The organism is Streptococcus oralis (assembly GCF_001579025.1).
Lineage (GTDB): Bacteria > Bacillota > Bacilli > Lactobacillales > Streptococcaceae > Streptococcus > Streptococcus oralis_X.
This window is the reverse complement of record NZ_KQ970235.1, coordinates 1,297,321-1,312,991: the sequence shown is the minus strand read 5'-3', so window position 1 is coordinate 1,312,991 and position 15,671 is coordinate 1,297,321. Positions and strand designations below refer to the sequence as shown.

14 protein-coding genes, 3 tRNA genes and 1 pseudogene are annotated in these 15,671 nt (G+C 39.3%); 14 read left to right on the top strand and 4 right to left on the bottom strand.

What is annotated here, in order from left to right; all coding sequences use genetic code 11:
• Positions 1-10 precede the first annotated feature (10 nt).
• The 3 genes from SORDD27_RS06285 (at position 11) to SORDD27_RS06275 (ending at position 282) form a co-directional block, all read left to right on the top strand.
• Positions 11-81 (top strand) — tRNA-Gly (locus SORDD27_RS06285).
• A 33-nt stretch (positions 82-114) separates the two neighbouring features.
• Positions 115-188, top strand: a tRNA-Ile gene (locus SORDD27_RS06280).
• Positions 189-194: 6 nt separating this feature from the next.
• Positions 195-282 (top strand) — tRNA-Ser (locus tag SORDD27_RS06275).
• 76 nt (positions 283-358) lie between these two features.
• Here SORDD27_RS06275 and birA read toward each other — a convergent pair.
• Entirely contained in the window at positions 359-1,294 is a 936-nt protein-coding gene (gene birA, locus SORDD27_RS06270) for a bifunctional biotin--[acetyl-CoA-carboxylase] ligase/biotin operon repressor BirA (RefSeq protein ID WP_061428009.1), read from the bottom strand.
• A gap of 270 nt (positions 1,295-1,564) precedes the next feature.
• On the opposite strand from birA, the gene SORDD27_RS06265 reads away from it, so the two are divergent.
• From SORDD27_RS06265 to pnuC, 6 genes are all read left to right on the top strand, one after another.
• Entirely contained in the window at positions 1,565-2,758 is a 1,194-nt protein-coding gene (locus tag SORDD27_RS06265; RefSeq protein ID WP_033630218.1) for an O-antigen ligase family protein, read from the top strand.
• A gap of 144 nt (positions 2,759-2,902) precedes the next feature.
• Positions 2,903-3,346, top strand: coding sequence for a MarR family winged helix-turn-helix transcriptional regulator (locus tag SORDD27_RS06260; protein WP_061428007.1), 444 nt, complete (start codon positions 2,903-2,905; stop codon positions 3,344-3,346).
• A gap of 3 nt (positions 3,347-3,349) precedes the next feature.
• Positions 3,350-4,114 (top strand): nuclear transport factor 2 family protein, encoded by a 765-nt coding sequence (locus tag SORDD27_RS06255; RefSeq protein ID WP_061428005.1) that lies wholly within the window; start codon positions 3,350-3,352, stop codon positions 4,112-4,114.
• A 14-nt stretch (positions 4,115-4,128) separates the two neighbouring features.
• On the top strand, positions 4,129-4,857 hold the full coding sequence (locus SORDD27_RS06250) for an ATP-binding cassette domain-containing protein (RefSeq protein ID WP_061428003.1): 729 nt from the start codon (positions 4,129-4,131) through the stop codon (positions 4,855-4,857).
• On the top strand, positions 4,850-6,370 hold the full coding sequence (locus tag SORDD27_RS06245; protein WP_049505591.1) for an ABC transporter permease/substrate-binding protein: 1,521 nt from the start codon (positions 4,850-4,852) through the stop codon (positions 6,368-6,370). The genes SORDD27_RS06250 and SORDD27_RS06245 overlap by 8 nt, the downstream gene beginning before the upstream one ends.
• A 488-nt stretch (positions 6,371-6,858) precedes the next feature.
• On the top strand, positions 6,859-7,650 hold the full coding sequence (gene pnuC, locus SORDD27_RS06240; RefSeq protein ID WP_061428001.1) for a nicotinamide riboside transporter PnuC: 792 nt from the start codon (positions 6,859-6,861) through the stop codon (positions 7,648-7,650).
• A 35-nt stretch (positions 7,651-7,685) separates the two neighbouring features.
• On the opposite strand, the gene SORDD27_RS06235 is transcribed toward pnuC, so the two are convergent.
• A complete protein-coding gene (locus SORDD27_RS06235; protein WP_049505593.1) occupies positions 7,686-8,018 on the bottom strand; it encodes a hypothetical protein in 333 nt (110 codons plus the stop codon).
• A gap of 26 nt (positions 8,019-8,044) precedes the next feature.
• Entirely contained in the window at positions 8,045-8,599 is a 555-nt protein-coding gene (locus tag SORDD27_RS06230; RefSeq protein ID WP_061427999.1) for a TetR/AcrR family transcriptional regulator, read from the bottom strand.
• Positions 8,600-8,731: 132 nt separating this feature from the next.
• Between SORDD27_RS06230 and SORDD27_RS06225 the strand changes: the two genes are divergently transcribed.
• Positions 8,732-9,595, top strand: coding sequence for a cation diffusion facilitator family transporter (locus SORDD27_RS06225; RefSeq protein ID WP_061427997.1), 864 nt, complete (start codon positions 8,732-8,734; stop codon positions 9,593-9,595).
• Between the two features lie 102 nt (positions 9,596-9,697).
• On the opposite strand, the gene SORDD27_RS06220 is transcribed toward SORDD27_RS06225, so the two are convergent.
• Complete coding sequence (locus SORDD27_RS06220) at positions 9,698-10,309, bottom strand: restriction endonuclease subunit S domain-containing protein (protein ID WP_231069314.1); 612 nt, start codon at positions 10,307-10,309, stop codon at positions 9,698-9,700.
• Between the two features lie 51 nt (positions 10,310-10,360).
• Between SORDD27_RS06220 and SORDD27_RS06215 the strand changes: the two genes are divergently transcribed.
• From SORDD27_RS06215 to SORDD27_RS10010, 4 genes and pseudogenes are all read left to right on the top strand, one after another.
• On the top strand, positions 10,361-10,927 hold the full coding sequence (locus SORDD27_RS06215) for a restriction endonuclease subunit S (RefSeq protein WP_061427995.1): 567 nt from the start codon (positions 10,361-10,363) through the stop codon (positions 10,925-10,927).
• Between the two features lies 1 nt (position 10,928).
• Complete coding sequence (locus SORDD27_RS06210; protein ID WP_061427994.1) at positions 10,929-14,003, top strand: type I restriction endonuclease subunit R; 3,075 nt, start codon at positions 10,929-10,931, stop codon at positions 14,001-14,003.
• A 3-nt stretch (positions 14,004-14,006) separates the two neighbouring features.
• Entirely contained in the window at positions 14,007-14,969 is a 963-nt protein-coding gene (locus SORDD27_RS06205; RefSeq protein WP_061427992.1) for a DUF3644 domain-containing protein, read from the top strand.
• 223 nt (positions 14,970-15,192) lie between these two features.
• Positions 15,193-15,671 (top strand): annotated as a pseudogene (locus SORDD27_RS10010) (restriction endonuclease subunit S); the annotation flags it as partial.

The following is a 15,671-nucleotide window of genomic DNA, read 5'->3' as shown; positions in this document are numbered from 1 at the left end:
GTTTTATTAAGCGGGTGTAGTTTAGTGGTAAAACTACAGCCTTCCAAGCTGTTGTCGCGAGTTCGATTCTCGTCACCCGCTTTGAACGAAAGTTCATACCAAGTTTTTGAACTTGGGCGCGTAGCTCAGGTGGTTAGAGCGCACGCCTGATAAGCGTGAGGTCGGTGGTTCGAGTCCACTCGTGCCCATTAATAGGAGAATTACTCAAGAGGCTGAAGAGGACGGTTTGCTAAATCGTTAGGTCGGGTAACCGGCGCGGGGGTTCGAATCCCCCATTCTCCGTACGTTAAGAGAGCTGTTAGGCTCTTTTTTTGTATGTAAATCCCCCTTCTAAATCATTAAAAGGGGGATTTGTTTATTACCAACTTGTTAGTGATATTTCTCCGCTATTTAGCCAGATAGTATGTTTATCTTCAAATTCGACTTGAAGTTGGCCGGATTCTGAGATTTCTTTTGCAAGACCTTTTTTCAATTTTCCATCTAGCTGGAAGGTAACCTCTTTTCCAAGCACGATTGATCTTTCTTTATAGATATAGAGTAGCTCATCTGAAGCCGTATTGTAGAAACAATTCCAGATTTCGCTGATGAGCTCATTACGACTAATTGGTGCAGGTGGCATAAATAGGCTGCCTGCTTTTTCTTTTAGGTCATCTGGGAAGTCTGCTATAGAAAAATTTATACCAAGTCCGATAATGACGTCTGTAACCAAGCCTGTCTCAACTGATGTCATCGCTTCGGTGAGGATTCCTGCTATTTTTTTATTTTTGAAGTAGATGTCATTTACCCATTTGATATCTACTTCTATCATAGTTAGATTTTTAATGGCTTTGCAGACTGCAGCTGCCACAAGAAGAGTATAGGATGGGAGTTTTTCATAGGGAAGGTTTGTTTGAATATGCAGAGACATATAGATCCCGCCCTGAGATGGAGAATAGTAGGGGCGCTGAAAGCGGCCACGACCTGCTGTTTGACAGGTTGAAAGATAGAGTGTGTTTCCTTGGTTTCCAGCCTCAATCCCTTCTTTTGCATCTGTTTGGGTTGATTTGGTCTCAGGTTTGTAGCGAATGGTTAAGTTGGTGTTCTTTTGAATTAAATCAGGTAATATCAGATCGCCTTGAATAAGCTTGTATCCTCTATTTTTGATACTGTCAATTTCTAGGCCTTCTTGTTGAAGACGTTGGATCGCTTTCCATATAGATGTACGGCTTAAATTCAGTTCTTCTCCGATTTTTTCTCCGCTAACATAATCGTTTTCTCTAGCTAATATTTGGTAGACTAGTTGGTGTGATTTCATTGATTTTCCTTTATACAGATTTGTTCTATAGTGATTTTTATAGCTTTCTTTTATTCTACCACAGCTTTCTTTAATTTAGGGAAATGAATAGTTGTTGGGGAGCAATAATTGCTTTGTAAAATTTCTCTCCTTAAAAATTTTTCTAAATATTCACTGATTTTTTCTTTTTGGTAGCGTGTTCACTGTTCCCAAATGACGGAAAAAATGGTAGAATATAAAGATAGTTTAGCATTTATCTTCTGGAGAAATCCAGAACAGAAAGGATCCGTTTTGAAATCAATTGGATTACTGGATAAGATAAGAGGGCTTTCGAAAAAAGATTTCTTTTTGTATTTGATGATCATAAGTATCTTTTTACCTTTTTATTTGTTCTTAGCGCTCTTTGCTTTATATTTGATCGGTTTACTTGTTACTGGGGAGATGAAGGGAATTATCAAGGGATTGGCCAAACATCCTGTACTTCTCTTTTTTATTGCCTACAGTAGTATCATCTCTATCGTCGCCAAGAACTGGCTTGGATTGGTTGCATCTTTACTGATGTTTCTCTTCCTCATTTTCTTTAGTTTTTACCAGAAACGTCTGACACATGCTTTCTTTCGACTGATACTGCAGACAATCTTGTTTGGTAGTGTGCTCTCTGCTGCTTTCGCTACCTTGGAGCATTTCCAAATTGTAAAGAAATTTAACTACGCCTTTCTTTCGCCCAATATGCAAGTGTGGCACCAGAACCGTGCAGAGGTCACCTTCTTTAATCCTAACTACTATGGAATTATTTGTTGCTTCTGTATCATGATTGCCTTTTACCTCTTTACAACGACGAAGTTAAGATGGTTGAAAGTCTTTTGTGTGCTAGCAGGTTTTGTGAATCTATTTGGTTTGAATTTTACGCAAAATAGAACAGCCTTTCCTGCCATCATTGCTGGTGCAATCATTTATCTCTTTACAACCATTAAAAACTGGCGCGCCTTCTGGCTCAGTATTGGTGTTTTCGGGATTGGCCTTTGTTTCCTCTTCTCAAGCGATTTGGGTGTCCGTATGGGAACCCTAGATTCTTCAATGGAAGAACGTGTTTCAATCTGGAATGCGGGTATGACTTTGTTCAAGCAAAATCCGATTTGGGGTGAGGGTCCACTGACCTATATGAATTCTTTCCCGAGAATCCATGCACCTTACCACGAGCACGCGCATAGTCTTTACATCGATACTATTTTAAGTTATGGTTTGATTGGAACCATTCTCCTATCCATTTCTTCGGTTATCCCGGTTCACATGATGATGGATATGAGTCAGGAATCTGGTAAACGACCAATTATCGGTCTTTATCTCTCCTTCCTTACAGTAGTCGCTGTACATGGAATTTTTGACTTGGCTCTCTTCTGGGTACAGTCAGGATTCATCTTCTTGTTGGTTATGTGCAGTTTACCACTGGAACATCGAACACTGGTGTCCGAAATGACAGATTAAGTTAATAAATAGTGAAGATCTTCTACTCTAGGTAGGAGATCTTTTTTGTTGGTGAAAATTATTTCTAAATCGAAATAGTTGACAGATGGAATGATAAGTATTACAATGGAATATAATTCGATATCGAAATAAATTGGAGGTGCTATGAAAGATAGTCATTTGGTAGCCCATCATATTCGTTTGTTAAATGGGCGGATTTTTCAAAAGCTACTGAATCAGGATCCTGAGACTCTTTATCGGAGTGAACAGGGAAAGATTTTAGCGGTTTTATGGAATAGTGAAACTGGCTGTGCAACTGCGACAGATATTGCGCTGGCGACTGGTCTTGCTAACAATACGCTCACAACCATGATAAAGAATCTTGAGGAGCAAAACCTGGTCATCATTAGCCCATGCGGAATAGATAAGAGAAAGAAATATGTTAAGCTAACGGAGCAAGGTTGGTCCCAGAAAGAAGTGGGCCATCGTATTAGTCAAAAGTTGGATGCTATTTTTTATAAAGGATTCACTGAGGAAGAAATTCGCCAGTTTGAAAGTTATCAGGAACGCATTTTGGACAATCTGAAAGAGAAAGCAAATGAGGAATAAATCATGTCAAAACAAGTTGAAAATGCCCAAAATCTATATATTCATGCTATTCAAGATGGACGAGTTGCTGAGGCTCAGGCCCAGTCTGTAGGAGATACCTACATTCAACACTCGACAGGAGTGCCAGATGGGAAAGAAGGGTTTGCGACCTTCTTTGCAAATTTCTTTGAGCGCCATCCCGAGCGTGAGATGAAAATTGTTCGCACTATTGAAGACGGCAATCTAGTCTTCGTCCATGTTCATCAATATCTCAATGGCGGGGAAGCTCAATGGGTGACGACAGATACTTTCCGTGCGGATGAGAATGGTCGTATCGTGGAGCATTGGGATGTTATTGACTACTATCGAACACCTGAAAACGGCCAATTAGACCAGATTTTTGGAGATTTTAAGATCAAGGATTTGGATAAGACAGCAGAAAATAAAAAAACTGTTCGCCGTTTCTTGACAGAAATTTTCCAAAACAAGGAACTTGATCTGTGGGAAGATTTTGTGGCAGACGATTTGATTCAGCATAATCATGAGATTGGACAAGGAAGTCAGGCCTATAAAAACTATGTGGCTGAACATAGTGTCACTTTTGACTTTGTTTTCCAGCTTTTGGGACAAGGAAACTATGTGGTTAGCTATGGGCAGGCTCAGATTGATGGAGTTGCCTATGCCCAGTATGACATCTTCCGTATAGAGAATGGATTAATTGTAGAGCATTGGGACAATAAAGAAGTCATGCCTAAGGTAGAAGACTTGACTAATCGAGGAAAATTTTAAATTGAGGACAAAGAATGATTGAATACAAAAATGTAGCGCTACGCTATACAGAAAAAGATGTTTTGAGAGATGTTAATTTACGAATTGAGAATGGAGAGTTCATGGTTTTAGTTGGACCTTCTGGGTCCGGTAAGACGACCATGATTAAGATGATTAATCGTCTCTTGGAACCAACTGATGGAAATATTTATATGGATGGCAAGCGCATCAAAGACTATGATGAGCGTGAACTTCGTCTTTCTACGGGTTATGTTTTACAGGCCATTGCTCTTTTTCCCAATCTAACGGTTGCAGAAAATATTGCTCTCATTCCTGAGATGAAGGGCTGGACTAAGGAAGAAATTGCTCAGAAAACAGAAGAGCTTTTAGTTAAGGTTGGTTTACCAGTATCCGAATATGGACATCGACTTCCTAGTGAATTATCTGGTGGAGAACAGCAACGGGTCGGCATTGTCCGTGCCATGATTGGTCAGCCTAAGATTCTCCTCATGGATGAGCCCTTTTCAGCCTTGGATGCTATTTCGAGAAAACAGTTGCAGGTTCTGACGAAAGAATTGCATAAAGAGTTTGGTATGACAACGATTTTTGTGACCCATGATACGGATGAAGCTTTGAAATTGGCGGACCGTATTGCTGTCTTGCAGGATGGAGAGATTCGTCAGGTGGCGAACCCTGAGACCATTTTAAAAGCTCCTGCAACAGACTTTGTAGCAGACTTGTTTGGAGGTAGTGTTCATGACTAATTTGATATCAACTTTTCAGGATCGTTTTGGTGATTGGGTAACAGCTCTATCTCAACATTTGCAGTTGTCACTTTTGACCTTGTTACTAGCTATTTTTATCGCGATTCCCTTGGCTGTTTATCTTCGTTATCATGAAAAGATGGCGGACTGGGTCTTGCAGATTGCAGGAATTTTCCAGACTATCCCGTCTCTGGCCTTATTGGGACTCTTTATCCCCTTGATGGGAATTGGAACCTTGCCTGCTTTGACAGCACTAGTGATTTATGCGATTTTCCCAATTTTGCAAAATACCATCACTGGGCTGAAGGGAATTGATCCAAGTCTACAAGAGGCTGGGATTGCTTTTGGGATGACCAGATGGGAGCGTCTCAAGAAGTTTGAAATTCCACTTGCCATGCCTGTCATTATGTCTGGGATTCGGACGGCAGCGGTCTTGATTATCGGTACAGCAACCTTGGCTGCCTTGATTGGTGCAGGAGGACTGGGTTCCTTTATCCTTTTGGGAATTGACCGTAATAATACCAGTCTGATTTTGATTGGGGCCCTTTCTTCTGCAGTGCTGGCCATTGCCTTTAACTTCCTACTAAAAGTGATGGAAAAAGCAAAATTGAGAACGATTTTCTCTGGTTTTGCCTTGGTGACCATATTGCTCGGTCTGTCTTATAGTCCAGCCCTTTTGGCTCAAAAAGAGAAAGAAAACTTGGTGATTGCTGGGAAATTGGGACCAGAACCCGAAATTTTGGCCAATATGTATAAGCTGCTGATTGAAGAAAATACCAGTATGACTGCGACTGTTAAACCGAATTTTGGGAAAACAAGCTTCCTCTATGAAGCTCTGAAAAAAGGGGACATTGATATCTATCCTGAATTTACTGGTACGGTGACTGAAAGTTTGCTTCAACCATCTCCTAAAGTAGGTCATGAGCCAGATCAGGTTTATCAAGTGGCGCGTGATGGCATTGCCAAACAGGATCATCTGGCCTATCTAAAACCTATGTCTTATCAAAATACCTATGCTGTAGCTGTTCCGAAAAAGATTGCTCAAGAATATGGCTTGAAGACTATTTCGGACTTGAAAAAAGTGGAAGGACAGTTGAAGGCAGGCTTTACACTCGAATTTAATGACCGTGAAGATGGAAATAAGGGCTTGCAATCAATGTATGGTCTCAATCTCAACGTAGCGACCATGGAGCCAGCTCTTCGCTATCAAGCAATTCAGTCAGGCGATATTCAAATCACGGATGCCTATTCGACAGATGCAGAGTTGGCACGTTATGATTTACAGGTCTTGGAGGATGACAAGCAACTCTTCCCGCCTTATCAAGGAGCACCACTCATGAAAGAAGCTCTTCTCAAGAAACATCCTGAGTTGGAGACAGTTCTCAATAAATTGGCTGGTAAAATCACGGAAAGCCAGATGAGCCAGCTCAACTATCAAGTCGGTGTTGAAGGCAAGTCAGCAGAACAAGTAGCCAAGGAGTTTTTACAAGAACAAGGTTTGTTGAAGAAATAGTTTGAAAATGCTAAACTCAACTTGGTTAAACGACCATATAGAAAAATGCTCAGACAATGTCGTCTGGGCTTTTTTGATATTAGAGTTACTGAATGTCTTTCAAAATGGAAAATAATACTCAATGAAAATCAAAGAGCAAACTAGAAAGCTAGCCGCAGGCTGCTCAAAGTACAGCTTTGAGGTTGTAGATAGAACTGACGAAGTCAGTAACATATATACGGTAAGGCGACGCTGACGTAGTTTGAATTTGATTTTCGAAGAGTATAAGAGGAAATTTTCAGGATTTTCTAGATTTTCACTGTAAATACACTTGACTATTCACAAAATAGGTGTATAATGTGTTGTGAACTACTTAACAAATAAAGATTTCCAGCTCATGTCGACTAAGGATGGAAATCTTGTGTATAGACAGTTCAGTAGATATATAATAGAGCGTTGCGTCCGAAAGTCTATCCAGACACGGCTCTTTAAAAACAAAAGGAGAAAATATAACGACTTATTTGCAAACAAAACTCAAGAACATCAAAATTACTCTTGGTGAAATGTCTGGCGGTTACCGCCGTATGGTTGCTGCTATGGCTGATTTGGGATTTTCAGGAACCATGAAGGCTATCTGGAATGACCTCTTTGCCCATCGTAGTTTTGTCCAGTGGCTTTACCTGCTAGTTTTAGGAAGTTTTCCAATCTGGCTGGAGTTGATTTATGAACACCGCATTGTTGACTGGGTTGGGATGATTTGTAGCCTGACTGGGATTATCTGTGTCATCTTTGTATCGGAAGGTCGAGCAAGTAACTACCTATTTGGTTTGATTAATTCCATCATTTATCTGGTGCTTGCCCTTCAAAAAGGCTTCTATGGTGAGGTTTTAACAACTCTCTATTTTACAATTATGCAGCCAATTGGTCTCTTGGTTTGGATTTATCAAGCCCAGTTTAAGAAAGAACAACAAGAGTTTATCGCACGTAAACTAGACGGCAAGGGTTGGACAAAGTATCTTTCTATTAGTGTTCTTTGGTGGTTGGCCTTTGGGTTTATTTATCAGTCTATCGGAGCTAATCGTCCCTATCGTGATTCTATCACTGATGCGACCAATGGGGTTGGGCAAATCCTCATGACAGCTGTTTACCGTGAGCAATGGATATTCTGGGCAGCTACCAATGTCTTTTTTATCTATCTCTGGTGGGGAGAAAGCCTGCAAATCCAAGGGAAATACCTGATTTACTTGATCAATAGTCTAGTTGGGTGGTATCAGTGGAGCAAGGCCGCAAAGAGTGTTTAAAAAGTAAAAAAGGATCAGATGATCCTTTTTTTGTGTTAGAGCAAAATGAGTAACACTGTAATAACGATAGCGCTCGTTATACGAATGATGTGGTGCGATATATGTTGACTTTCTGTCTGTTGGCCGTTCCAGTAGGCTCCATAGCAGACAATACTCGCACCCACAATCCATAGAAGAATGGTTGCAACTGGAACGAAGTAAAAGATGGCTAGAGCCAGAGAAGTGAGGCAACTGCCGACCAAGATGCACTTATTTCCTAGACTGTAGTTCTTTTGTTTCATAGCTGAAAAAGCAGCAGCAAGGTGAAGCAATGAGAAGGCGAGAGCTAGTACAATTGTTAGTATTCCTAGAATCATCGAAGTTAACATAGTTGGTTCCTTTCTGATTTACAGGCTTAGTTATCAAGTGGAGTTGTAGAGGTCATCTCTATTACATCAAGGTAAAATCTCACCACTTGGTCTTCGGTATAGGATTTTCCTTTTTTTAGCCACCAAGTTAGGGTCTCAATAAAGTTCGTCACAACAAAATGCTGGAGGTAGGAGTCCGGAATGTTTGGATAGGCCTCTTGCAAGTCATCCGCCACCATGGGATAAACGTGGTGTTCGAGTTCCTTGTGTAGTTGGCGGAGGAAGTAGTCGTTTTTGGAAAAAAGGAGACTGGTGACATGGTCCTGGTTTTTCTGAAAATGTAAAAAGATATGTGCGAGGTAGTCCTCGGTAGTCAAGTGTTCTTCCCTTTCAAAGAGATGGTGAAAGAGGTAGCGACAGAGCTCATCTAAAAGGAGTTCCTTACTTTCGTAATGACAGTAAAAAGTAGAACGTCCAATATCTGCTAGGTCAATGATATCCTGAACAGTAGTGGCATCATAGCCTTTGTCGTTCAAAAGTTGTAAAAAAGCTTGATAGATGGCTTTTTTCGTCTTACTGACTCGACGGTCTCTTTTTTGCATATAGACACTTGAGACAAACTGTTCAGAACTGAACAGGACTGACAGTTTGCTTCTATCCTTTCTTTGGATTTTATTAGATAATACAAATGAAAGAAGTATGTATATACCCATTATACCAAAGGAGGGAGAGAAATGAGTTCTAAAACATCTATCTGGTTAGCTTTTTTCTTAAATTTAAGCTATGCGATTGTTGAGTTTATCGCAGGAGGAATCTTTGGTTCGAGTGCAGTTATTGCTGATTCTGTTCATGACTTGGGAGATGCTCTAGCCATTGGCATCTCAGCCCTTTTAGAAACAACTTCAAACCGTGAAGAAGATAGACAGTACACCTTGGGTTACAAACGTTTTAGTCTTTTAGGGGCCATGCTAACGGCTGTGATTCTTATGATAGGGTCTGTCCTAGTGATCTTGGAAAATATCACAAAGATCGCTCACCCGCAACCCGTTAATGAGAGAGGTATCCTCTGGCTGGGAATCATTGCAGTAGCTATCAATGTGCTAGCAAGTCTGGTAGTTCGTAAAGGAAAGACAAAGAACGAGTCAATTCTTAGCCTACACTTTCTGGAAGACACTCTTGGTTGGTTGGCTGTCATTCTAATGGCGATTATCCTCCGATTTACAGATTGGTATATCCTCGATCCACTCTTGTCGCTTATTATTTCCATCTTTATTCTGTCGAAAGCCATTCCTCGCTTTTGGAGCGCACTGAAGATTTTCCTAGATGCTGTGCCAGAAGGGGTCGAGACAAGTGATTTGGAGAAGGATATAGAGACTTTACCCAATGTCAACAGTGTCAATCAACTTAGCATTTGGTCCATGGACGGTTTAGAGAACAATGCTATTGTCCACATCTGTATCGAGGACTGGGAACAGATGATGGAAACCAAAGAAGTAGTGCGTCAATGTTTAGAAGAAAGAGGCGTGCAGAATATCACTATTGAAGTAGATAGCAGTCAAAGCAATCATGCACAACATAGGCGGAAGGTGTCCAGATAACAAATACTTATCTGGACACTATCATTAAGGTATAAAGAACCGATCGCATAAGAAATCGGTTCTTTATTTCTTATCCAATTTCTGTGTTTTGTCTAAGGGGCGCTATAACCTCATCAACTCTAGCTCACGCTGTTGAAGGGTAATGAGCTGGTCCAGCTCTTGGAAGAAGGAACCGATGGCTATTTGTTCGGGAAGGGTGGGAAGTTTAATTACTAATTTTAAAAAGTCATCTGCTTTAACCGCCATCCTTTCATAGACTGTACCCTCTTGAAATTTCAGAGCTTTCTGAATAAAATCATTCGATGTCAGAATCTTTTCTATAAATTCGGGTAACACATTTGAGTAATTTGCTTCAAAAGTCACATAAATTGGTGAGAAAAATGCCTCTCCATATTTATTTCGTGCTATTGCACCAAATTTTAAATTTGCTGGATTATAGACAATGTCGTTATATTTTGTATATTTATATTTTTTGGTTTCTTCTCTAACTAAGAATTCTCTGTTGTATCTTTCCGTCTTTGGAGTTACTCCATGTTCTACAGTAAATGAAACTAAAGGAATTTGTGCAGTGGGAACCTCTTGAATATTTCTTTCAGATAAAACCTCTCCCAACTTCCGCTGTTCCCAAGCGTTAGTAAATATTCTATTATTTAGAAAAGAGATTTTTAGATATATTTTTTGTAATAAAAAAATATTACAAAAAATATTTGACAAATTATTTGTTTAGGTGTAGAATGAAAGAAACAATTACGAGAGGAGAATTTGATGGACTATTGTCAATTAGGAGATCTGCTTTCCTTTACAGCTGGTGTAAATCCGACTAGGATTGAGAAGCAAAATCAGGAGTCTCTTCAGTTTTATGATCATGCTTCATTTGAGTCGGACTTGTATCAAAAGTCGTTTGTTCTAGGAAATGATGAATTTAATGAAACCTCCCTTTCTCTTGTTGCAGGGGATGTGGTTATCAGTAGTCCATCGCGATTAGCAGCGATTGTTGGAGCAGATAATGAAGGAAAATTACTAACTTTAAATTTTATCAAAGTGAACATAAAGGGAAGGTTAGATAAATTTTACTTTCTCTATCTTTTTAATCAATCTCGGGATGTTCAACGTCAAAAGGAACGTGAGCTACAAGGAACAGGTACATCTATGAGAATACCTGTTAAGTCATTGGAGAGGATCCGTATTCCCCTACCTCCAATAGAGGAGCAAAAAAAAATAGGTCAAGCCTATCAACAGCTGTTACTATTGCAAACACAGCTTAGAAAATATAGTCAATTATTGGAAGCGACTGTTCAAACTAGCCTCGAACAAATATTAAGGAGCCAATAACATGAGTGAAAATAAAAATAAATCAGAATTAGCTTTTGAAAAAGAAGTCATTACTTATCTAACAAATATTGGGGGAGTGAAGCAGTGGGAGTATCTGGAAAATGTGAAAAATACGGAGACTCTTTGGGCTAATTTCAAAAATATTCTTGAGCAGAACAATCGTGGGAAACTAAGTGGATCATTATCTCGAACAGAGTTCGCACAAGTAAAAAAACAAATCTCAGAACTAAAAACTCCCTATCAAGCAGGGCAATTTCTTTATGGTGTTAATGGATATTCTGAAATTGAGGTGGATCTAGATAGTGGAGAGCATGTATTTTTAACAGTATTTGATCAAGATCAGGTTGGCGGAGGAAATACTGTTTATCAAGTGGTAAATCAGATTAGTCGTCCTAAGGTAGTCGATGGTAAAAAGGATCGCCGTTTTGACATTACTCTCCTTATTAATGGGCTTCCGATTATTCAAATTGAATTGAAGAAGGCGTTGCATCGAACGAAAGAATCTTTTAATCAGATGGAGCAATATATAGCAGAAAAGCAATATGGGGATATTTTTTCGACTCTTCAGATTTTGGTAGCTATGACTCCTCATGAAACACGCTACATGGCTAATAGTCCGCTGGAAAATTTCAATCAGGCTTTTGCATTTAACTGGCAGAATGAAGAAGATGCTAAACCAGTACGTCGTTGGCAGGAATTTGCAGACAAAGTGCTGTCTATCCCGATGGCACATAATCTAGCAACCCAATACATGATCCTTGATGGAACTAAGAATAAAGAGAGTATTAAAGTCATGCGTCCCTATCAAGTGTACGCTACGAAGCGCGTGATTGACAAAGTACGTAAACATGATTTTAGTTATTCGGATGGTAAACTAGGCTATATCTGGCATACTACAGGGAGTGGGAAGACCATTACAAGCTTTAAGACAGCTTGGTTGGCTAGTCGCTTACCTAATGTTAGTAAAGTTATCTTTTTGGTTGACCGTATCGCATTGACAGGACAAACAGCGACAGCTTACCAAGCCTATGATCCAGTTGCTGGGTTTGAAAACAAAGATGGTATCGTTACAGATACTGCAAATATTTCGGCTTTACATCGCAAGCTGACGGTCAAGAGTGATAAAAATATCATTGTGACTAGTATTCAAAAAATGTCTCGTTATGTTTCTAGAGATGATTTTAAGCCTATTAAAGACAATATTCTCTTTATTGTAGATGAAGCACACAGGTCTACTGGAGATGGTAGTGACAATGATAATATGCTTGAGAAAATCCGTCAAGCACTACCTCAGGCAGCTTGGGTAGGTTATACGGGGACGCCTAAGTTTCCAATTACAAAAGAAATTTTTGGAGAACTTCTTCATGCCTACACGATTAAAGAAGCGATTGCTGACCGAAATGTTTTGGGGTTTAATGTTGAGTTTAAAGAAACAATTGCAGCGCCCGAAGATCCAACAGCGGATGATATCGATGACAATGTTAAAGCCAGCGTCTATGACACCAGTGAGGATCACGTAAATCTAGTGGTGAAAGATATCTTTGACAACTGGAATGAGCGTTCGAATATGGGAAAATATAATGCTATGTTTACTGTTCATGTTGGTGGGAACAAGGCTTCAACGCCTCGAGCCATGGAATACTTTGACAAGTTTGAAGAAATCAATCAGACCAAGCCAGCTGAACAACGTTTGAAAGTAGCGATTAGTTTTTCGGCAGATACTACAAATGGCGATCAACAGCTTCAGACTAACGAAAATTTGCATCGGGCAATTAGGCACTATAATAGTCTCTTCAATACGGAATTTGATATGAAGACCGTGAAAGACTACACCGAAAATCTTCGAACACGACTAAATAAAACTTCAGACGATGGACATTACTTAGATCTCGTTATCGTTGTGGATCAGCTCTTGACGGGTTTTGATGCCCCAGGACTGAATACTCTCTATGTGGATCGTACCTTAAAAGGTGCTAGTCTTATTCAGGCCTATTCACGGACAAATCGTCTGCATAATATGATTGATAAACCATTTGGGAATGTCGTCAACTATCGCTGGCCAGAGCAAAATGAGTTTGAGATGAACAAAGCTTTCTATCTATACTCCAATCGCCATTCTGCAGACGAACAAACAGAGTTGAATCTTGATGAAATGAAGGAAAATAACCAAGAGTCCGGCATTACTTCCAAACCTTTCAGTACAGTACAAGAGGAACTCAAATCTATAGTCGAAGATCTCCGTGTTCTGACAGATGGCTTTATTCAATTGCCACCGAGTGAAAAAGCGCAGGACAATCTCTTTGAAAAGATCCAAACCTATAACCGTCTACTTAGTCAGCTCAAACAATACACTGAAGATGAAGAGGGGAATCCTATATCTGCTTATGATGATCCAGAGGCATTTTATGCAGGTATCGGGCTTGTCGAAGATGAAGAAGTCATGTTGACGACAGTCTTAGTCGGTGAACTCCGGGAGAGACGAGCAAAAAAAGAAAATATTGATATTTCACAAATTATGCTAGAGATGGTTCATATCCATGATGTAACAATAAATTATGACTACCTCATCGAACTCATTGCACAAATGGCAGATGAAATTCATGCCGGAGAAGTGGCTAAGGCTGAAAAGACTAAGGAAGACATCTCAATTGAGTTAGCCAAATCTGACAATATCAAGGAGAAAGAACGTGTTACTCGTTTTGTACATCAGATATACAATGGAACTTATGTCTTTGAGCGTTATCCTGCTCCTCGAGATGTTGACAGTATGGCCCGAGCGATGGAACAGGCTCAGTCGGCAAGTAGCCTCCAACAGTTGACGGCCTTCATTCGCACGTGGGGTCTGGATAATAGTGTTAAACCTAAGGAACTAGAAGAGTTAATTCGGAAACATCGTATCGGGCAAGAAGACTTGGATAAACAAGGAGAAATTACAACAATCATGAACGATGCTAGAAGTGACTACCCAGCACTTGCAGCAACAGAAATCGCTAGTTTGTCCTGGATCAAATATCGTAATGCTCTACGAAAGGCTCTCTATGCATTGGCAGATCAATTGAAAAAGTTAGAGGGATAGGTTATGAAAGATATTAAAGAGCAACTAATTGGGAAATCAATAGAAGCTTTTATCTTGGGATTAGAGATTTATAATAAGCCAACCATTCGCTATAGGATTGAGGGTTTTAGTTTTTTTATATGTAATGCTTGGGAACTAATGTTGAAGGCAGAAATGATGAATCGACAGGAGTCTATTTATTTTAAGGATAATCCTGATCGAACATTGAGCCTTGAAGCGGTTGTTAAAAAAATCTACTCTGATGTAAATACGCGTGTTCGCTTGAATTTGGAACGGATTATCGAACTGAGAAATATCAGTACGCATTTCATCACTGAAGACTATGAGCTGAAGTATGCTCCACTTTTTCAAGCTTGTGTTTTAAATTTTGTAAATGAAATGCAAAGATTTCATCAAGTTATTATCACAGACTCAATTGCGCAAAACTTCTTAACCATATCAGCTACATATGAACCTCTTACGAATGAAGAAATCCGGTTGAAATATCCACCTGAAATCGCTGAAAAATTTATCCAGCAGGCAAATGAAATCGATGTACTGACAGAGGAATATAGCTCTGACAAGTTTGCGATTGAAATCAAACAGAATCTTTATATTACTAAGAAGAAAGAAGAAGCTGATTTTGTTGTATCCCTTAAAAATAATGCTCCGAGTGAAGTTGCCATTGTTAAAGAGCTAAAAGATCCTTCTGTTAGTCACAAATATTCATATAATAGTGTCATCTCGGCTGTTCGTGATCGTTTGAGTAAGAGAAATCTTAAACTAGGGTATAAGAATGGATTTAATCAGTATGTATTGAGTCTTATTATCGATTTTTATCATATCAAACAGAATGAGAAATATGCCTACTGTCATAAAATAGGGAATACAGAACAATATACATATTCGCAACAATTTGTAGATTTCATTGTATCAGAGATTCAAAAAGACCCTCAACGTTTTGTTGAGAGCCTTAGAAGAAAGTAAAAAAGATAACCCCAGGCACATAGGAAATGCTCAGTACTATAGTACCTACCCCATTCTGGGACCCAGCGTTTATCCTTCACAAGTTATCTTTAATTACATTATACAAGTTTTTCTAGATATTGTAAAGAACTAGGGGCTGTAGAGGAGTGAATCCTTTTATGAAAACAAATGTAAGAAAATTTCAAAATAGTAAGACATGGAAAATAGCTCAAAGGAGGGCTTTATGAGCAAGCAAGAAGAAAGAAGACCAAGTATCAGATTTAAGGGTTACACTGAACCTTGGGAACAGCGGAAGTTGGGGGAGGTAGCAGAACGGGTTACGAGAAAAAATAAAAATTTGGAATCTGAATTACCTTTAACTATTTCCGCTCAACATGGACTAATTAACCAAGAAACTTTCTTTAATAAGAAGGTTGCTAGTAAGGATGTTAGCGGATATTATCTATTGAAAAAAGGAGAATTTGCGTATAATAAATCTTATTCGTCAGATTATCCATGGGGTGCAGTTAAAAGATTGGAAAATTATGAAATGGGAGTATTATCAACATTATATATTGTTTTTAGACCCAATTCTATAGATTCAGATTTTTTAGCTGTATATTATGATTCTCCAAAATGGCATAAGGAAGTTTCTATGAGAGCAGCAGAAGGAGCAAGAAATCATGGACTTTTAAATATTTCCCCCCAAGATTTCTTTGATAC